Source organism: Gemmobacter nanjingensis, from assembly GCF_014652195.1.
In the GTDB taxonomy this organism is placed as follows: Bacteria; Pseudomonadota; Alphaproteobacteria; order Rhodobacterales; family Rhodobacteraceae; genus Gemmobacter; species Gemmobacter caeni.
This window is the reverse complement of the sequence record NZ_BMYI01000006.1, coordinates 196,098-213,342: the sequence shown is the minus strand read 5'-3', so window position 1 is coordinate 213,342 and position 17,245 is coordinate 196,098. Positions and strand designations below refer to the sequence as shown.

The 17,245-nt window shown below is 64.3% G+C and carries 14 protein-coding genes and 1 riboswitch; of the genes, 12 read left to right on the top strand and 2 right to left on the bottom strand.

Going from position 1 to position 17,245, the window contains the following annotated elements:
- Nucleotides 1-37 precede the first annotated feature (37 nt).
- The 5 genes from IE126_RS12375 (at nt 38) to metK (ending at nt 5,332) form a co-directional block, all read left to right on the top strand.
- Nucleotides 38-1,054, top strand: a complete 1,017-nt coding sequence (locus tag IE126_RS12375) for a PhoH family protein (protein WP_054302642.1) — start codon at nt 38-40, stop codon at nt 1,052-1,054.
- 94 nt (nt 1,055-1,148) lie between these two features.
- Nucleotides 1,149-1,652, top strand: coding sequence for an rRNA maturation RNase YbeY (gene ybeY, locus IE126_RS12370; protein ID WP_189381154.1), 504 nt, complete (start codon nt 1,149-1,151; stop codon nt 1,650-1,652).
- Nucleotides 1,653-1,692: 40 nt separating this feature from the next.
- Nucleotides 1,693-2,610, top strand: coding sequence for a transporter associated domain-containing protein (locus IE126_RS12365; protein WP_054302644.1), 918 nt, complete (start codon nt 1,693-1,695; stop codon nt 2,608-2,610).
- Nucleotides 2,610-4,076: an apolipoprotein N-acyltransferase gene (lnt, locus tag IE126_RS12360; RefSeq protein ID WP_189381153.1), complete on the top strand. Its 1,467-nt coding sequence runs from the start codon at nt 2,610-2,612 to the stop codon at nt 4,074-4,076. The genes IE126_RS12365 and lnt overlap by 1 nt, the downstream gene beginning before the upstream one ends.
- A 33-nt stretch (nt 4,077-4,109) precedes the next feature.
- Nucleotides 4,110-4,158: riboswitch (SAM-SAH riboswitch) on the top strand.
- Between the two features lie 7 nt (nt 4,159-4,165).
- Nucleotides 4,166-5,332 (top strand): methionine adenosyltransferase, encoded by a 1,167-nt coding sequence (gene metK / locus IE126_RS12355; RefSeq protein WP_189381152.1) that lies wholly within the window; start codon nt 4,166-4,168, stop codon nt 5,330-5,332.
- A 254-nt stretch (nt 5,333-5,586) separates the two neighbouring features.
- Here the strand turns inward: metK and betC are convergent, their stop codons facing one another.
- On the bottom strand, nt 5,587-7,095 hold the full coding sequence (gene betC / locus IE126_RS12350; protein ID WP_189381151.1) for a choline-sulfatase: 1,509 nt from the start codon (nt 7,093-7,095) through the stop codon (nt 5,587-5,589).
- Between the two features lie 92 nt (nt 7,096-7,187).
- Here betC and IE126_RS12345 point away from each other — a divergent pair, with 92 nt between their 5' ends.
- The 7 genes from IE126_RS12345 to IE126_RS12315 all read left to right on the top strand — a co-directional run bounded on the left by IE126_RS12345 (nt 7,188) and on the right by IE126_RS12315 (nt 16,196).
- Nucleotides 7,188-8,072 carry a LysR substrate-binding domain-containing protein gene (locus IE126_RS12345; protein ID WP_189381150.1) on the top strand — a complete coding sequence of 295 codons (885 nt, stop codon included), beginning with the start codon at nt 7,188-7,190 and terminating at the stop codon, nt 8,070-8,072.
- Between the two features lie 86 nt (nt 8,073-8,158).
- Nucleotides 8,159-10,165, top strand: a complete 2,007-nt coding sequence (locus IE126_RS12340; RefSeq protein WP_189381149.1) for a CocE/NonD family hydrolase — start codon at nt 8,159-8,161, stop codon at nt 10,163-10,165.
- Nucleotides 10,166-10,264: 99 nt separating this feature from the next.
- Entirely contained in the window at nt 10,265-11,851 is a 1,587-nt protein-coding gene (locus IE126_RS12335) for an ABC transporter substrate-binding protein (protein WP_189381148.1), read from the top strand.
- A gap of 3 nt (nt 11,852-11,854) precedes the next feature.
- Nucleotides 11,855-12,814 carry an ABC transporter permease gene (locus IE126_RS12330; RefSeq protein WP_054302650.1) on the top strand — a complete coding sequence of 320 codons (960 nt, stop codon included), beginning with the start codon at nt 11,855-11,857 and terminating at the stop codon, nt 12,812-12,814.
- Nucleotides 12,811-13,629 (top strand): ABC transporter permease, encoded by an 819-nt coding sequence (locus tag IE126_RS12325; RefSeq protein ID WP_189381147.1) that lies wholly within the window; start codon nt 12,811-12,813, stop codon nt 13,627-13,629. Before IE126_RS12330 ends, IE126_RS12325 begins: the two co-directional genes overlap by 4 nt.
- Nucleotides 13,622-15,259 carry an ABC transporter ATP-binding protein gene (locus IE126_RS12320; protein ID WP_189381146.1) on the top strand — a complete coding sequence of 546 codons (1,638 nt, stop codon included), beginning with the start codon at nt 13,622-13,624 and terminating at the stop codon, nt 15,257-15,259. The genes IE126_RS12325 and IE126_RS12320 overlap by 8 nt, the downstream gene beginning before the upstream one ends.
- Nucleotides 15,260-15,365: 106 nt before the next feature.
- Complete coding sequence (locus IE126_RS12315) at nt 15,366-16,196, top strand: alkaline phosphatase family protein (protein ID WP_189381145.1); 831 nt, start codon at nt 15,366-15,368, stop codon at nt 16,194-16,196.
- On the opposite strand, the gene IE126_RS12310 is transcribed toward IE126_RS12315, so the two are convergent.
- Nucleotides 16,193-17,101, bottom strand: a complete 909-nt coding sequence (locus IE126_RS12310) for an alpha/beta hydrolase (RefSeq protein ID WP_189381144.1) — start codon at nt 17,099-17,101, stop codon at nt 16,193-16,195. The two genes, IE126_RS12315 and IE126_RS12310, sit on opposite strands and share 4 nt — an antisense overlap.
- Nucleotides 17,102-17,245 lie beyond the last annotated feature (144 nt).

The following is a 17,245-nucleotide window of genomic DNA, read 5'->3' as shown; positions in this document are numbered from 1 at the left end:
TGAGTCAGGAAGCCCTCGAACCGCAAAGGATGATGATTTGGGCATCAGCGCGCTGACCCCCCCGCCCCGTGCCGAAGACGTTGTGGAAACGACGCTGGAATTTCCCGACAATCGGCTGCTGATTGATCTGTGCGGTGAATATGATCGCAATCTTGCGCAGATCGAGCATGAGATGGGGGTGCATATCCTCCGACGTGGGAACCGCCTGTCGGTTATCGGGGAGAAGGGCGCGCGCGAGCAGGCGGCGGCCGTGCTGCATGCGCTTTACGCCCGGCTGGAGGCGGGGCGCGCGGTGACGGCGGGCGATATCGAGGGGGCGATCCGCATGGGCCGTCCGATGCCCGAAACGCCGCGCGAAGGGGCCGAACAGATCGAGATGTTCGGGGCGGGTTCCATCGAGCTGCGGACCCGCAAGAAACCGATCGAGCCGCGCACCGAGGCGCAGAAGGCCTATGTGGCCAATCTGTTCGCCAACGAACTTGGCTTCGGCATCGGCCCGGCGGGCACCGGCAAGACCTATCTCGCTGTTGCGGTCGGCGTGACCATGTTCATCTCGGGGGCGGTGGAAAAGATCATCCTGTCGCGTCCGGCGGTGGAGGCGGGCGAACGCCTTGGCTTCCTGCCGGGCGACATGAAGGAAAAGGTCGATCCCTATATGCAGCCGCTTTATGACGCGCTGAACGATTTTCTTCCGGCCAAGCAGGTGCAGAAGCTGATGGAAGAGAAGCGGATCGAGATCGCGCCGCTGGCCTTCATGCGCGGACGCACGCTGTCCAACGCCTTCGTAGTGCTGGACGAGGCGCAGAACGCCACCACCATGCAGATGAAGATGTTCCTCACCCGTCTGGGCGAAGGATCGCGCATGGTCATCACCGGCGACCGCACGCAGGTCGACCTGCCGCGCGGCGTGGCCTCGGGCCTGCAGGATGCCGAACGCATCCTGAAGGGGGTGAAGGGCGTCAGCTTCAACTACTTCACCGCCAAGGATGTGGTGCGGCACCCGCTGGTGGCGCGGATCATCGAAGCCTATGACCGCGAAGAGGCGCAGGGCTGAGCTTCCCGATCCGGGCCACCGGATCGGGCTTTCCCACGACCACAGATGATCAAAGGCATTTGCGGTTTGTCCGGCTTGGCCCTATGAGGCGCGCATGAAAACATGCGTCGACAACGTAATCGAGGATGACCGCTGGACGGCCTTCGGGCTGGATACGGCTGCGATGGCTGCGGCTTGCGCCACATTGTCGCATCTTGGGATGTCGCCTGACCTTTACGGTCTCGTCGTCATGGGATGTGACGATGCGCGTATCGCCGGGCTGAACGGCGAATTCCGTGACAAGCCCCGGCCCACGAATGTGCTGAGCTGGCCATCCGAAGAACGCGGCAGCGAATATGCGGGTGAGGCTCCGGAGGTTCCGGAGCCCGGAACGCCAGAAGATCCCGCCCCGCTGGGCGATATTGCGATTGCCTGGGAGACCTGCGCGCGCGAAGCGGCCGAGCAGGGCAAGACCGTTCACGATCACGTCATGCACCTGCTGGTTCACGGAGTCCTGCACCTGCTGGGCTATGACCACATCGACGAGGACGACGCGAATTTGATGGAAGAGACCGAGCGGCAGATACTTGCCTCGCTTGGCATTGCGGACCCATATTAGGGCAGGCGCTGCGGCGCAGGATATTCGGGTAGAAGGACAGATGGGCAGTAGTTACGAAGGATCGACCGCGGCGCCGCAACAGGCGCCATCTGATGAGGCATCCGGCGAAGAGGGCGAGTCTCGCTCCGATCCTGCCCAGAAAGGTTTTTTTGGCCGGCTTCTGTCGGCCTTTTCCCCGCAGGATGTGACCGAACCCGACAGCCCCGCGCCGGCGCTCAGCCCGGCACCGGCGCAGCTTCCGGGGCTTGCGAACCTTCGCAAGCTGCGGGTCGATGACGTGGCCATTCCGAAGGTCGAGATCGCGGCGGTCCCGCTGGATATCGGCAAGGATGAACTGGTCGAGGTCTTCCGCCAGCAGGGCTTTTCCCGGCTGCCGGTCTACAAGGGCACGCTGGATCATCCTCAGGGCCTTGTGATGCTGAAGGATCTGGCGCTTCAGCACGGTTTTGGCGCGGGCGGGCGGTTCAGCCTGAAGCGTCTGCTGCGCCCGATCCTATACGCGCCGCCGTCGATGCCGCTGCATGTACTGTTGCAGAAGATGCAGAAAGAACGTGTCCATATGGCGCTGGTCATTGATGAATATGGCGGCGTGGACGGTCTGGTCACCATCGAGGATTTGATCGAGACAGTGATCGGCGAGATCGAGGACGAGCATGACGAGGCCGAAGGCATGCTCTGGAAGCAGGAAAAGCCCGGCGTCTGGCTGATGCAATCCACCGCACCAATGGATGAGGTGGAGGCCGAGATCGGCATGGGTCTGCGCACCGGCGAGGACGATGGCGAGATCGACACGCTGGGTGGTCTGGTCTTTCTGCGCACCGGCCGGGTTCCGGCAAGGGGCGAAATCGTGACCCACGAGACCGGCGTTCAGTTCGAGGTGGTCGATGCCGACCCGCGCCGCATCAAGCGGCTGCGGCTGCGGCTGCCCGAGGTCCCGGCTCCGGCCGACGGGGGCTGATGGGGGTGCGGGGCTGGCGTGACCTTGCCCCCGCCTTCGGGCTGGGGGTACTGGCGGCCTCTGGTCAGGCGCCGCTGGGGGCATGGTATCTGGCCGTGCCCGCTTTCGCCGGGATCGTCTGGCAGGTGACAGCCGGGCGCCCGGCTGCAAGGGGCTGGGCGGCGGGCACCGGCTATTTTGCCGCAGCACTCAGCTGGATCGTGCAGCCCTTCTTTGTGGAACCGGAAACCTATGGCTGGATGGCGCCCTTCGCGCTGGTGCTGATGGCCGGGGGGCTGGCGCTGTTCTGGGGCGCGGCCGCGGGGCTTGCTGCCCGACTGGTGCGCACCACCGCGCGGCAGGCTCTGGCCTTCGCGCTGTGCCTTTCCGGGGCCGAGGCCCTGCGCGGCGTGGTTTTCACCGGCTTCCCTTGGGCGCAGCCGGGTCATATCTGGATCGACACGCCGGTGGCGCAGCTTGCAGCGCTGACCGGGGCCGATGGCCTGACACTGCTGACGCTGGTTCTGGCGGCTTTGCCGGTGATGGCGCGGGGCAGGGGCACGCTGGCCGCCGCCCTGCTGCTGGCTATGGTCTGGGGCGGCGGAGTCTGGCAACTGGCGCAGCCCGATCCGGCGGCGCCGGGCCTGACCTTCCGGCTGGTACAGCCCGCGGCCGAACAAAGCCTGAAATGGGATCCGGCCCAGGCCGAGCGGCTGTACCGGCTTCAGACCGGCTATACGGCGGCCGAGCCCCGCCCAGATCTGGTGATCTGGCCAGAAACCGCGCTGCCCTATCTTTATACTCCCGGCGGTGATGCGGCGCTGGGCGTGGCCGAGGCTGCGCGCGGCGTGCCGGTCGCGCTCGGGGTGCAGCGGGTGGAGGGTGCCGCCGCCTATAACAGCCTCGCCGTACTGGGCCCCGATGGCTACCAGACCGCGATTTATGACAAGGCGCATCTGGTGCCTTTTGGCGAATATCTGCCCTTCGGCGATCTGGCATGGCGGCTGTTCGGCATTTCTGCCTTCGCCGCGCGGCAGGGTTATGGCTATGCCGCCGGGCCAGGGCCGCGCGTGCTTGACCTTGGGCCACTGGGAAAGGCGATGCCGCTGATCTGCTATGAGGCGATCTTCCCCGAAGAGGTGAATGCCGCCCCGGAACGGCCGGGCTGGCTGTTGCAGATCACCAATGACGCCTGGTTCGGCACGCTGACCGGCCCGTTCCAGCATGCCGCGCAAGCCCGGCTGCGCGCGGTGGAACAGGGCCTGCCGCTGGTGCGTGTGGCCAATACCGGCGTGACACAGATGGTGGATGCGCGGGGCCGCGTCACCGCCGAACTGCCGTTCGGCAGGCCGGGCTATCTGGATGCGGCGCTGCCTGGTGCCCTGCCGCCGACCCCCTACAGCCGCTACGGAATGATGCCGTTCCTGCTGTTGCTAGGGGGACTCGCCCTGACCCTTGCAAGACGCCGTGCGCACCCTTCTGCTTGACTGTGGGCCGGGCGAGGCATAACCCGGGGCATCGAACCGTCACAACGGCTTCCTGGCGTGGCGGGGATACATCAACGGAGCACGTCCCCATGAGCAGACTTGATTATGTTTTCACCTCGGAATCGGTTTCCGAGGGGCACCCCGACAAGGTGTGCGACCGGATTTCCGATGCGGTTCTCGATGCTTTCCTGACCGAAGAACCGAATGCCCGCGTGGCCTGCGAAACCTTCGCCACCACAAATCGCGTCGTCGTGGGGGGCGAGGTTGGCCTGTCCGACCGCAAGAAGCTGAAAGACATGCTGGAAGGGGTCGAGCAGATCGTCCGCGACTGCGTGAAGGACATCGGCTACGAACAGGATGAATTCCACTGGGCGACGCTGAAGGTGAAGAACCACCTGCATAAGCAGTCGGCCCATATCGCGCAGGGTGTGGACCGCGACGGTGCGGGCGACCAGGGCATCATGTTCGGCTATGCCTGCCGCGAGACGCCGGAACTGATGCCGGCGCCGATCCAGTATTCGCATGCCATCCTGCGCCGACTGGCCGAGGTGCGCAAATCCGGTCAGGAACCGACGCTGCGCCCCGATGCCAAATCGCAGCTTTCGCTGCGCTATGAGGGCGGCAAGCCGGTCGAAGTGACCTCGATCGTGCTGTCGACCCAGCATGAAAGCGAAAGCCAGAGCTCGGATGACATCCGCGCCATCGTGGAGCCCTATATCCGCGAAGTGCTGCCCTCGGGCTGGATCACCGGGAAGACCGAATGGTGGGTCAATCCGACCGGCACATTCGTGATCGGTGGGCCGGATGGCGACGCGGGCCTGACCGGGCGCAAGATCATCGTTGACACCTACGGTGGCGCAGCCCCGCATGGCGGCGGCGCTTTCTCGGGGAAAGACCCGACCAAGGTGGACCGTTCGGCGGCCTATGCCGCCCGCTATCTGGCGAAGAACGTGGTGGCCGCAGGCCTCGCCGACCGCTGCACGCTTCAGGTCAGCTATGCGATCGGCGTCGCGAAGCCGCTGTCGATCTATGTTGACACCCATGGCACTGGACAGGTCGACGAGGCGCTGATCGAGAAAGCCGTGGCCGAAGTGATGGATCTTACCCCGCGCGGCATCCGCGAGCACCTGCAGCTCAACCGCCCGATCTATGCCCGGACATCGGCCTACGGCCATTTTGGTCGGGCACCGGAAGCCGATGGCGGCTTCAGCTGGGAAAAGACCGATCTCATCGAAGCGATGAAAAAAGCGGTCTGAGCTGCCCCGGGACAGGGGGCCTTTGCCGGGGGGATCGACCCCCCGTCAAAGGCGCTGCCGCGAGATATCGGGGCCCGGTCGCACTGACCGGGCCTTTGCATGCGCCCGGGGCGCGAAAAATGAGTATTTTTGCAAGAAGCAAATATGCCCTGCTTCTTGAACAAATACTCCCGCCGGAGGCAGGCACGCGGTTCCCGGCGCAGCCGGGGGCCGGGATGAACGGCTTGCGCCGTAGGCGCGCTATATAAATAGCCTCATTCGCCGCGTGGGAAGCGTTTGCTTTCTTCCAGCACGTTCAGATCCATATGGTTGCGCATATAGCGTTCTGAGGCGGCGCGCAGCGGCTGGTAATCCCAGGGGAAATAGCTTCCGTTGCGGAGGGCCTCATAAACCACCCAGCGGCGGGCCTGGCTTTCACGGACCTCGGCATCGTAGCGGTCCAGATCCCAGCGGGCCTCCGCCATGGCGCGGAAATGGGCGAGGGTTTCGGCATGGGCGGGCTCTTGCGCGAGGTTTGTGCGTTCCTCGACATCCGTGTCCAGATCGAACAGCATTTCCGGGTCCGCCAGACAGTGCACATATTTCCAGCGACCTTCGCGCAGGGCGACCAGAGGGGTGATGCTGCCTTCGGCGGCATATTCCATCGCAACAGGGCTGGTGCGGTCGAAGCCTTTCGCCAGCGGCACGAGGCTTTCGCCGTCGGTCCAGGGCATGACCTCGTCCATCGAGATGCCTGCCAGATCGCAGAGTGTGGGGGTCACGTCGATGGTGCAGACCGGGGTTTCCACCCGGCCGGGCTCCAGCCCCGGGGCGGCGATCATGAGCGGCACGCGGGCAGAGCCTTCGAAGAAGTTCATCTTGAACCACAGCCCGCGACGGCCCAGCATCTCGCCGTGATCCGAGACGAAGACGATGATCGCCTCTTGCCGCGTCGCCTCCAGCGCCGCGAGAATTTCGCCGATCTTGTCATCGACGTAAGAGATATTGGCAAAGTAGCCCTGTCGGGCGCGGCGGATATGGTCGGGCATCACCTCCAGCCCGCGCCAGTCGCAGGCATCCATCAGGCGCTGCGAATGGGGGTCCATGTCCTCGTAGGGGATCGCCTCGGGCGGATCGAGGTGCTGGCAGTCGTTATAGAGATCCCAATATTTGCGGCGCGCGACGAAAGGATCATGCGGGTGGGTGAAGCTGGCGCACAGCGCCCAGGGGCGGGCATCCAGGCCGCGGGACAGGTCGTAAAGCTTCTGCACCGCCTGAAAGCAGACGTCATCGTCGTACTCCAGCTGGTTGGTGATTTCTGCCACGCCCGCGCCGGTGACCGAGCCGAGATTGTGATACCACCAGTCGATCCGCTCGCCCGGTTTGCGGTAATCCGGGGTCCAGCCGAAATCGGCGGGGTAGATGTCGGTCGTCAGGCGTTGCTCGAACCCATGAAGCTGGTCGGGGCCGACGAAATGCATCTTGCCCGACAGCGCCGTCTGATATCCTGCGCGGCGCAGGTGATGGGCGAAGGTCGGGATATCCGAGGTGAATTCGGCCGCATTGTCGTAAACCCGCGTCCGGCGCGGCAGTTGCCCGGACATGAAGCTGGCGCGGGCCGGAGCGCAGAGCGGTGAGGCAGTATAGGCATTGGCGAAGCGGACCGAGCGTTCGGCGAGCCGTTTCAGATTGGGCGCATGCAGCCAGTCTGCCGGACCATCCGGGAACAGCGTTCCGGTCAGCTGATCGACCATCAGGATGAGAATATTGGGCCTGTCCGCCATGATCTGTGCCTTTCGCTTCGAATGGTATTGAAGCACCATATGCTGATCACAGGAAAGACGGGGTTTTTCGATGAATCGCATAGATCTGATTTATGCAGCTTGATCCGGCGGCGCTGCGGGTCGTTGAGGCGGTGGCGCGTTTCGGGTCTTTGACACGGGCAGGGGGCGCGCTGGGGCTCAGCCAGCCGGCGATCAGCTATCAGTTGCGCCGGGCCGAGGATTATCTGGGTGTTGCGCTGTTCACGCGGGGGCGGGGGGGCTGTCTGCCCACCCCGGCGGGGGAGGTTCTGCTGCGGGCGCTGCTGCCCGCACTGGCGCAGATTGACGCGGCTTTGGCGGAGGTGACACGGCTCGCGCGGGCGCCCGCGCTGCGCATTCTCACCGATTTCGGTTTTGCAGGGCTGTGGCTGATGCCTCGTCTGGCACGGTTTCGCAGCCTGCATCCGGGGATTGAGGTGCAGATCACCGCCTCGCAGGAAAACCGCGCGCCGCAGGCAGGGGAGGTGGCGATCCGCTTTGCCCGGGTTGAGGATCTGGCGGAAGGCGCGTGGCTGCTGATGCCGGAGAGGGTGGTGCCGGTCTGCGCGCCGGGGTTTCTGGAAGCGCAAGGGGGACCGGATACGCCCGCTCAGTTGGCGCAGGCGGTGCTGCTGCATCTGGATGCCCCGCCGGAGGCGCGCTGGTTCACCTGGGCGGGCTGGTTTTCAGGGCACGGCATCGCCCGGCCCCGGTGCAGCGGCGAGTTGGGAATGAATACCTATGATTTCGTGGTGCAGGCCGCGTTGGCGGGGCAGGGGGTGGCGCTGGGCTGGCTGCCGCTGATCGCGCCGCATCTGGCATCCGGTGCGCTGGTGCCACTGGGGCCCGAGACCCTGCGGGCAGAGAGCGGATATTGGGTGGAAACGCGCGGGGCTGCGACGGCGGCGCAGGCCGCTTTGGCGGATTGGTTGCGTTCAGAAGCAAGGCATGGTTCATAAGCGACAAAATAATGTCGAATTTCGGCGTGACGTGGCGGGCGGGCAGGCTCAGCCTGCCGCGACACCCAACAGGCCCCGGAGTTGCCATGACTGCGCTCACCACCGTTTCCGATTTTCCGCACAGGTTGATCGACGATCCTGATGTCGGGATTGTCATGCCCGATGGTATCCGGCTTTCGGCGCGCATTTGGCGGCCCGAGGGGGCGGATACGCAGCCGGTGCCTGCGGTGCTGGAATATATCCCCTATCGCAAGCGCGACGGTACGTTGCCGCGGGACGAGTTGATGCACCCCTATGTTGCAGGCCATGGCTATGCGAGCGTGCGGGTCGACATGCGCGGCAATGGCGACAGCGAAGGGCTGATGACCGACGAATACACGCAGCAGGAAATGGATGATGCGCTTGCCGTCATCGCCTGGCTGGCGGAACAGCCATGGTGCAGCGGTGCGGTCGGGATGATGGGCAAAAGCTGGGGCGGGTTCAATTGCCTGCAAACCGCTTTTCTGCGGCCGCCCGCGCTGAAAGCGGTGATTTCAGTCTGCTCCACCACCGACCGTTTTGCAGATGACGTGCATTTCAAGGGCGGCTGCATGCTGGGTGAAAATCCGGGGTGGGGGGCGGTGATGTTGTCTTTCAGCTCACGCCCTGCCGATCCGGCGCTGCGGCCCGACTGGCGGGCGGACTGGTTGCGGCGGTTGGAGGCCGAGCCCTACCTCGCCCCACGCTGGGCCAGCCACCAAAGCCGCGATGCCTATTGGCGGCATGGCTCGGTCTGCGAGGATTGGGCTGCCATTCAGGTGCCTGTGCTGAGTGTCGGCGGCTGGGCCGACAATTACATGAACACCGTCGGGCATCTGATGGGCAAGCAACAGTCGGTGGTGCAGGGGCTGATGGGTCCGTGGGTCCATCAATACCCGCATACCGCCGTGCCGGGGCCGCAGATCGGTTTCCTGCAAGTCGCGATTCGCTGGTGGGATCGCTGGCTGAAGGGAATTGAAAACGGGGCGGAGGCCGATCCGGCTTATCGGGCCTATATGCTGCATTCCGAGCCGCCTTCGGCCGCGCCCGCATTTCGCAAAGGCCACTGGGTGACGGAAACCGCATGGCCCAGCCCGCGTGTCACGCCCGAGGTCTGGCCGCTGGCGCCGGGGCGTCTGGGCGGGCAGGGCGCGCCGCTGGAGATGGCGGTGAACACGCCACAGCATCTGGGGCTGCACACCGGCGAATATTTCCCGATGGGGCTGAATGCCGAAATGCCGGGTGACCAGCGCGAGGATGACGCAATGTCGGTCTGTTTTGACAGCGCGCCACTGGCCGGAGGGATGGATCTTCTGGGCCGCGCGGTGCTGCGGCTGCGGCTGACCAGCGACAAGCCCTTCGCCCAGATATTCGCGCGACTGTGCGATGTGGCGCCCGACGGCAGTTCGGTCCGCATCTGCCACGGCATGCTGAACCTGCGGCACCGGGACAGCATGGAAAACCCGACGCTGGTGCCGGTGGGCACCCCCTTCGACATCGAACTGGCGTTGGACGAGATGGGCTACCGGCTTGCCCCCGGCCACCGGCTGCGGCTGGCGCTGTCGACGACCTACTGGCCCTTTGCCTGGCCCTCGGCCGAGGCGGCGACACTGACCCTGGAGGAGGGCAGCCTTGAACTGCCGCGTCATTCCGGCAGCACCGGCGACGAATGGACGCCGCCCGCACCAGAAGCCGCACCGGCATGGCGCCACCGGGTGCTGCGCAAAGGGGCGGCGGCCCGCCGGATCGAGCGCAACCTGATTTCCGGCGAGGTCTCGCTGGTGATCGAGGAAGACGGAGGCGACGCCGAAAATCTGGATCACGGGCTGGTCAGTGGCGACACGATGCGCGAGGTCTGGACCATCCGTCCCGACGATCCGCTGTCGGCGCGCGTGACGATCACCTATGAACAGCGCCTTTCGCGGGGAAACTGGTCGGTCCGCACGCTTGCCGAGACGAATCTGACCTCGGAAAGCGGCCATCTGGCGTTCACCGCCAGGTTGCAGGCCTGGGAGGGGGAGACTCCGGTCTTCGACCGCGATTTCCGCGAATTTGTCAAACGCGACCACCTCTGATACAAAACCGACAGGTTTTCAGGTCAGAAAACAATTTACGCCGGGCCGCCTTGTGCATCATGCTCGGGAAAACACAACAAGACTGTCAGGGAGTCCTACATGAAAGACGATCTCGCCAAGCTGATCGAGCTTATCGATAACGGCGGGCTGAACCGCCGTGCCTTCCTCGGGCGCACCGCGGCCTTCGGCTTGACCGCCGCGCTTGGCACCTCGCTGCTGCCGGGTGCGGCGCGTGCGGACGAGCCCAAGAAGGGCGGCGTCCTGAAACTGGGTCTGGGCGGCGGTGAAAGCACCGATGCGATTGATCCGGGCCTGGCTGACGGGCCGGTTGCGTTCAACGTGAACCGTCAGTGGGGGGACACGATCGTCAATGTCGCGCCGGATATGACGATTGAACCGAGTCTGGCCGAAGCCTTTGAAAGCAACGAGGATTCGACGGTCTGGACCTTCCGGATCCGCAAGGGTGTGAAGTTCCACGACGGCAGCGAGATGACGCCGGAGGATGTGGCGGCCACCTTCAGGCGCCATTCCGACCAGAACGCCAAATCCGGGGCCTATGGCATCATGCAGGGCATTTCCGACATCAAGGTCGACGGTGACAATGTCGTGCTGACCATGGCCTCGGGCAATGCCGACCTTCCCTATCTGCTGGCCGATTATCACCTTGTGGTGCAGCCCGGCGGTGGTGTGGAAGACCCGAACAAAGGCATTGGCACCGGCCCCTACAAGATTGCCTCGGCCGAACCGGGTGTCCGCTATGTCTTTGAAAAGAATGCGGATGACTGGGATACGACCCGCGGTCATTATGACAGCATCGAATTCCTCATCATTAACGACACCACTGCCCGCACGGCTGCGCTGCAATCGGGGCAGGTGCATATGATCAACCGGGTCGATCCCAAGGTGGCGAAGCTTCTGTCGCGGGCACCGGGGGTGGTGGTCACCAATGCCTCGGGCCGTGGGCATTATGTGTTCATCATGCACTGCAACACCGCGCCCTTCGACAACAACGACCTGCGTCTGGCGCTGAAATACGCGATCAACCGGCAGGAGATGGTCGACAAGATCCTTGACGGCTACGGTTCGGTCGGCAACGACATCCCGATCAACAAATCCTATCCGCTGTTTGATGAAAGCCTGCCGCAGCGCGAGTTTTCCATCGAGAAAGCGGCAGAGCACTACAAGGCTTCCGGCCATGACGGCAGCCCGATCGAACTGATCGTGGCCGACGGCGCCTTCCCCGGTGCGGTGGATGCAGCGGCGCTGTTCCAGGCGACGGCGAAACAGGCTGGCATTCCGCTGGAAATCAAGCGTGTGCCGGATGACGGCTACTGGTCGGATGTGTGGAACGTCAAACCCTTCTGCGCAAGCTATTGGGGCGGTCGCCCGGTGCAGGATCAGATGTATTCCACGGCTTACCTCTCGACCGCTGACTGGAACGACACCAAGTTCTTCAACAAGGAGTTCGACGAACTGGTGCTGGCTGGCCGCGCCGAAACCGACCCGGAAAAGCGCAAGGAAATCTACAGCAAATGCGCCCATATCCTGTGGGAGCAGGGCGGCGTGATTTGCCCGATGTTCAACGATTTCGTCGACGCGCACAGCGAAACGGTTGCCGGCTGGATCGAGGATTCCAACCTCGAACTGATGAACGGCTTCGCCACCGCCAAGACCTGGTTCGCGTAACCGATGGTCCATCCGGTGATCAAACTGGTTGCCCAGCGCATTGCGCTGGGCCTCCTGCTGCTGCTTGCAGCTTCGGTGCTGATTTTCGTGGGTACACAGATCCTGCCCGGTGACGTGGCGCAGTCGATCCTCGGCCAGTCCGCCACGCCCGAGACGCTGGCCAACCTGCGTCAGGAACTGGGGCTGAACGAACCGGCGCTGACGCGCTATTTTTCGTGGCTCGGCGGGGTGTTGCACGGCGATCTTGGCAATGCGCTGACCAATGGCCAGCCCATCGCGCCCGCGCTTGGCAAACGTCTGCTGAACACGCTGTTCCTGGCCGCCTGCGCCGCTGTCATCGCGGTGCCCTTGGCCATCATTCTGGGTCTGGTGTCGGTACGCTATCGCAACCGCTGGCCCGACAAGCTGATCTCGGCAGTGACGCTCGCCACCATTTCGGTGCCGGAGTTCCTGCTGGGCTATATCGTGATCTTCTTCCTTGCGGTGCAATACCGGCTGCTGCCTTCGCTTTCGACGGTCTATGACGGCATGGGCTTTGGCGACCGGCTTTACGCCATTGGTCTGCCGGTCATCGTTCTGGTGCTGGCGGTGCTGGGCCACATGATGCGGATGACCCGCGCCGCCATCCTGAACGTGATGCAATCGGCCTATATTGAGACGGCAGAGCTGAAGGGCCTGCGTCCCTTCGCCATCATCGCGCGCCATGCCTTCCCCAATGCCATCGCGCCGGTGGTCAACGTGGTGATGATCAACCTTGCCTATCTGGTGGTGGGTGTCGTGGTAGTCGAGGTGGTCTTCGTCTATCCCGGTATGGGGCAATATCTGGTCGATCACGTTTCCAAGCGTGATGTGCCGGTCGTGCAGGCCTGCGGGCTTGTCTTCGCCGGGGTCTATATCGGGCTGAACCTGATTGCCGACCTCGTTTCCATTCTTGCAAATCCGCGACTGAGGCACCCGAAATGACGCGACTGCCCCTGGCCGCGCTGATCGGCCTCGTCTTCACCGGCGCCTACTTCGCCGCCGCACTGCTCGCCCCCTGGATTGCCCCTTACGGCATGGCCGAAATCGTCGGCGACAGTTGGGAGCCCTCGTCCAGCCAGTTCTGGCTGGGCACAGATTCCATCGGGCGCGATCTCTTGTCCCGCATGATCTGGGGCGGGCGCACCACCATCTTCATCGCGACCTGCGCGACACTGCTGTCTTTCGGGCTGGGCTCGATCCTCGGCTTCTTCGCTGCGGTCAAGGGCGGCTGGGTCGATCAGGTGCTGTCGCGCCTCGTTGATCTGATGATGTCCATTCCGTCGCTGATTTCGGCGCTGGTGGTGCTGTCGGTCATGCCGGTCACCATCCCCGTGCTGATCCTCGTCATGGGGATTCTCGACAGCACGCGGGTGTTCCGTCTGTCCCGCGCTGTCGCTGTCGACATCGCCGTGATGGATTACGTCGAGGCCGCGCGGCTGCGGGGCGAGAAACAGGGCTGGATCATCTTCCGGGAAATCCTGCCCAATGCGCTGTCGCCGCTGGTCGCCGAAATGGGGCTGCGCTTCATCTTTGCCGTGCTGTTCATCTCGACCCTCTCGTTCCTCGGCCTTGGTGTGCAACCGCCAATGGCGGATTGGGGCGGCATCGTGAAGGAAAACAAGGAGGGCATCGTTTACGGCATCCCCGCTGCGCTGATCCCGGCCTTTGCCATCGCGACGCTGGCGATTTCGGTGAACCTCGTGGCCGACTGGGTGCTGAACCGCACCTCCAGCCTGAAAGGAGGCCGCGGTGCCTGAGACGCTTCTTGACGTGCGCGGCCTCGTGATCGAGGCGACGAGCTATCCGCCGGGCGAGCCGCCCAAGGATGTGACGCTGGTGCATGGCGTGTCCTTCACGCTGGAAAAGGGCAAGGTGCTGGGCCTGATCGGCGAAAGCGGCGCGGGCAAGTCCACCATCGGGCTGTCGTCGATGGCCTATGGCCGGGGCGGGGTCCGCATCACCGGGGGCGAGGTCTGGCTGAACGGCCGCGACATCCTCAAGGGCGGGGCGGGAGGGCTGCGCGCCCTGCGCGGCAAAGAGGTGACCTATGTCGCCCAATCCGCCGCCGCCGCATTCAATCCGGCGAAACCGCTGATGGAACAGGTGATCGAGACGACGCTGGCGCGCGGCATGATGGGCCGGGCCGAGGCCGAGGCCCGCGCGGTCGATCTGTTCCGCCAGCTTGGCCTGCCCAACCCCGAAACCATCGGCAAGCGCTTTCCGCATCAGGTGTCCGGCGGACAGTTGCAGCGGGTGATGACGGCGATGGCGCTTTGCCCGAAGCCGGATCTGGTGATCTTCGACGAACCGACCACCGCGCTCGATGTCACGACCCAGATCGACGTGCTGGCGGCGATCAAGCGGGCGATCCATGAAACCGGGGTGGGGGCGCTTTACATCACCCATGATCTTGCAGTGGTGGCGCAGGTCTCTGATCACATCATGGTGCTGCGCCACGGCAAAACCGTGGAATACGGCACCTGCCAGCAGATCATCGAGGCCCCGCAAGAGGACTATACCCGCGCTCTGGTCTCGGTCCGTTCCATCGACCATGCCGAGAAGAACCCCGATGTTGCGCCGGTGCTTAGCGTCCAGAACGTGACTGCGCGCTACAAGGGCACGCATTTCGATGTGCTGAAGAACGTGACCGTCGATCTGCCGCCGGGGCAGACGCTGGCCATTGTCGGCGAAAGCGGCTCCGGTAAGTCGACTCTGGCGCGGGTGATCACCGGGCTTCTGCCCGCTGCGCAGGGGCGCATCACCTTTGGTGGGCGCGATCTGTCGCCCGATCTGGCGGGCCGCTCGCGCAATGATCTGCGCGAATTGCAGATGATTTACCAGATGGCCGATGTGGCGATGAACCCGCGCCAGACGGTGGAAACCATCATCGGCCGCCCGCTGGAGTTCTATTTCGGCCTGCGTGGGGCCGAGAAACGCAAGCGCGTGCAGGAACTTCTGGACCAGATCGAGATGGGCAAGGGCTTTGCCGACCGCTACCCGGCCGAGCTATCCGGGGGCCAGAAACAGCGCGTCTGCATCGCCCGCGCGCTGGCTGCAAAGCCGAAGCTGATCATCTGCGACGAGGTGACTTCGGCGCTCGACCCGCTGGTGGCCGATGGCATTCTGAAACTCCTGCTGGAGCTTCAGGCGCAGGAGGGCGTCGCTTACCTGTTCATCACCCATGACCTTGCGACCGTTCGCGCCATCGCCGACCGTATCGCGGTGATGTTCAAGGGCAAGGTGCAACGCTACGGGCCGAAATCCGACGTGCTGGCACCGCCTTTCGATGATTACACCGACCTCCTGCTGTCTTCGGTGCCGGAAATGAAGCTCGGCTGGCTGGAACAGGTGCTCGACCATCGCAAGATGGAAGGCGCAGGCAACTGAACAGACGGGGCAGGGCGTGGCCTTGCCCATTCATCCTGGCCCAAATATCCCCGCCGGAGGCATCCGTCCGCACCATAGGGCGGCCCCGCCGGGTTGGAGCGACCTGATGCCCAAGCTGCTTCTCATCCTCATCGACGGTGTGCCCTATGCCAACTGGCGCAGGCTGTTCGGCAATCTGGAAGGCTGGGTCGCGCGCGGCGACGCGCGGGTGTGGAAGATGCGCTCGGTCCTGCCCTCGACCTCGGCCACCTGTTATGCCTCGATCCACACCGGCCTGCCGCCGCAAATCACCCGCGTCTGGGGGAACGAGGCGGTTCGGCGGCTCGACCATCCCGACATCTTTTCCGAATCGCATCGCGCCGGGCTGAAAACCGGGGCGGTGGCGCACAGCTTCTGGTCGGAATTTTTCAACCGCGCGCCATTCGATGCCGTGCGCGATGTGGAATATGATGAACCCGATGGCCCGATCAGCCATGGCCGCTTCCACACGATGTATGGCTACAACCTGATCAACCAGACCACGCCCGCCGACCACGATCTTTTCGCCACGCTGACCCGGCTGTGTGAACGCCATGGCATCGACTACGGCATGCTGCACACCTGCACGCTTGACAGCATGGGCCATCGCTTCGGCCATGCCTGCCACGAGATGGACCACGCCTGTTATGCGCTGGATGCGCAGCTTGCGCCCTTCCTGCAACGCTGGCTGGATGCGGGGTATGAGGTCATTGTGACCGCCGATCACGGGCAGGACATGCGGGGCCATCACGGTGGCGCGGCGGATGAACAGCGCGACTTCGCGCTTTATTATTTCGGCGCGGCCGAAGGGCCTGCACCGGATGTGCTGCTGGATCAGCTTTCGCTGGCGCCGACGATCCTGAGCCGACTGGGGGTTCCGGTGCCAGACAGCATGACCGGGCCGGTCTTCCTGCGTTAAGCCAGCGCTTTGAGACGTCCCAGAATCCGGTCGAAAGCCGCGCGGGCACGCGGCACACTATGGCGTGCGCGCAGCCAGCCATGCACCAGCCCTTCATCCAGCAGGGCCTCGGCTTGACCACCTGCGGCGCGCACCTTCGCGGCATAGGTGAACGGGTCGTCGGCCAGCGGGTCGCATTCGGCGGCGAAGGCAACCACCGGCGGCAGGCCGCTGAAATCGGTATCGCGCAGGGCCGAGGCGGTTGGGTCGGCTTCCGGCGCGGGGCCGCCGTGTCGGATCTTTTCGTAATATTCCGTATCCGCCAGCGTCAGCATCGGAGCCTCCGCATGGGTCTGGTAGCTGCCGGTCGTCCGGTCGCCGCCAAGGCCCGGATAGATCAGCAGCATCCCATTCAGAGCCAGTTCCCCGCGCAGAGCGTGTGCGACGGAGGCCGCCAGTGCGCCCCCGGCCGAATCACCCGCCAGGATCAGCGCCCCGCCATAATCCGCGGCCGTCGCCCGCGTGGCGGCGATGCAATCGTCAAAGGCCGCCGGATGTACATGTTCCGGGCTCAGCCGGTAATCGGCGCTGACCACGCGGAAGCCGGTCACCGCCGCCATTTCCGCGCAAACGTCATCATGGCTGTCGAGACCGCCAACGACGAACCCGCCACCGTGGAAATACATCATGGTCTGTTGCGCGCCTTTCGGCGTGTAGATCCGGCAGGGCACACCGCCCATGGAGTGGTCTTCGACCCCCAGCCCCTCGGGGCGGGGCTGGCGAAAGGCGGCGCACATCCGGTCATAGACCTCGCGCTGGCCTGCGATGGTCAGGCCAACCGCATCCGGCGGATACCAGCGCTCGGTTTCCCGGATGAAGGCCCAGGTGGGGCCGTCGATAAGCTTCTGGTAATCGCTCTGTGACATGATGATTCCCTGCCCCCTTGTTCAGGGGCATCAAAGCAGAGCGACTGCGGCCCCGCCAGAGGTGCCCCGCAGCGGGGAGGACAGAACATCCTTTCCCCTCAAATCCGCCATATTCCACCTGTAGCAACAGGAGGACCGCAGCTC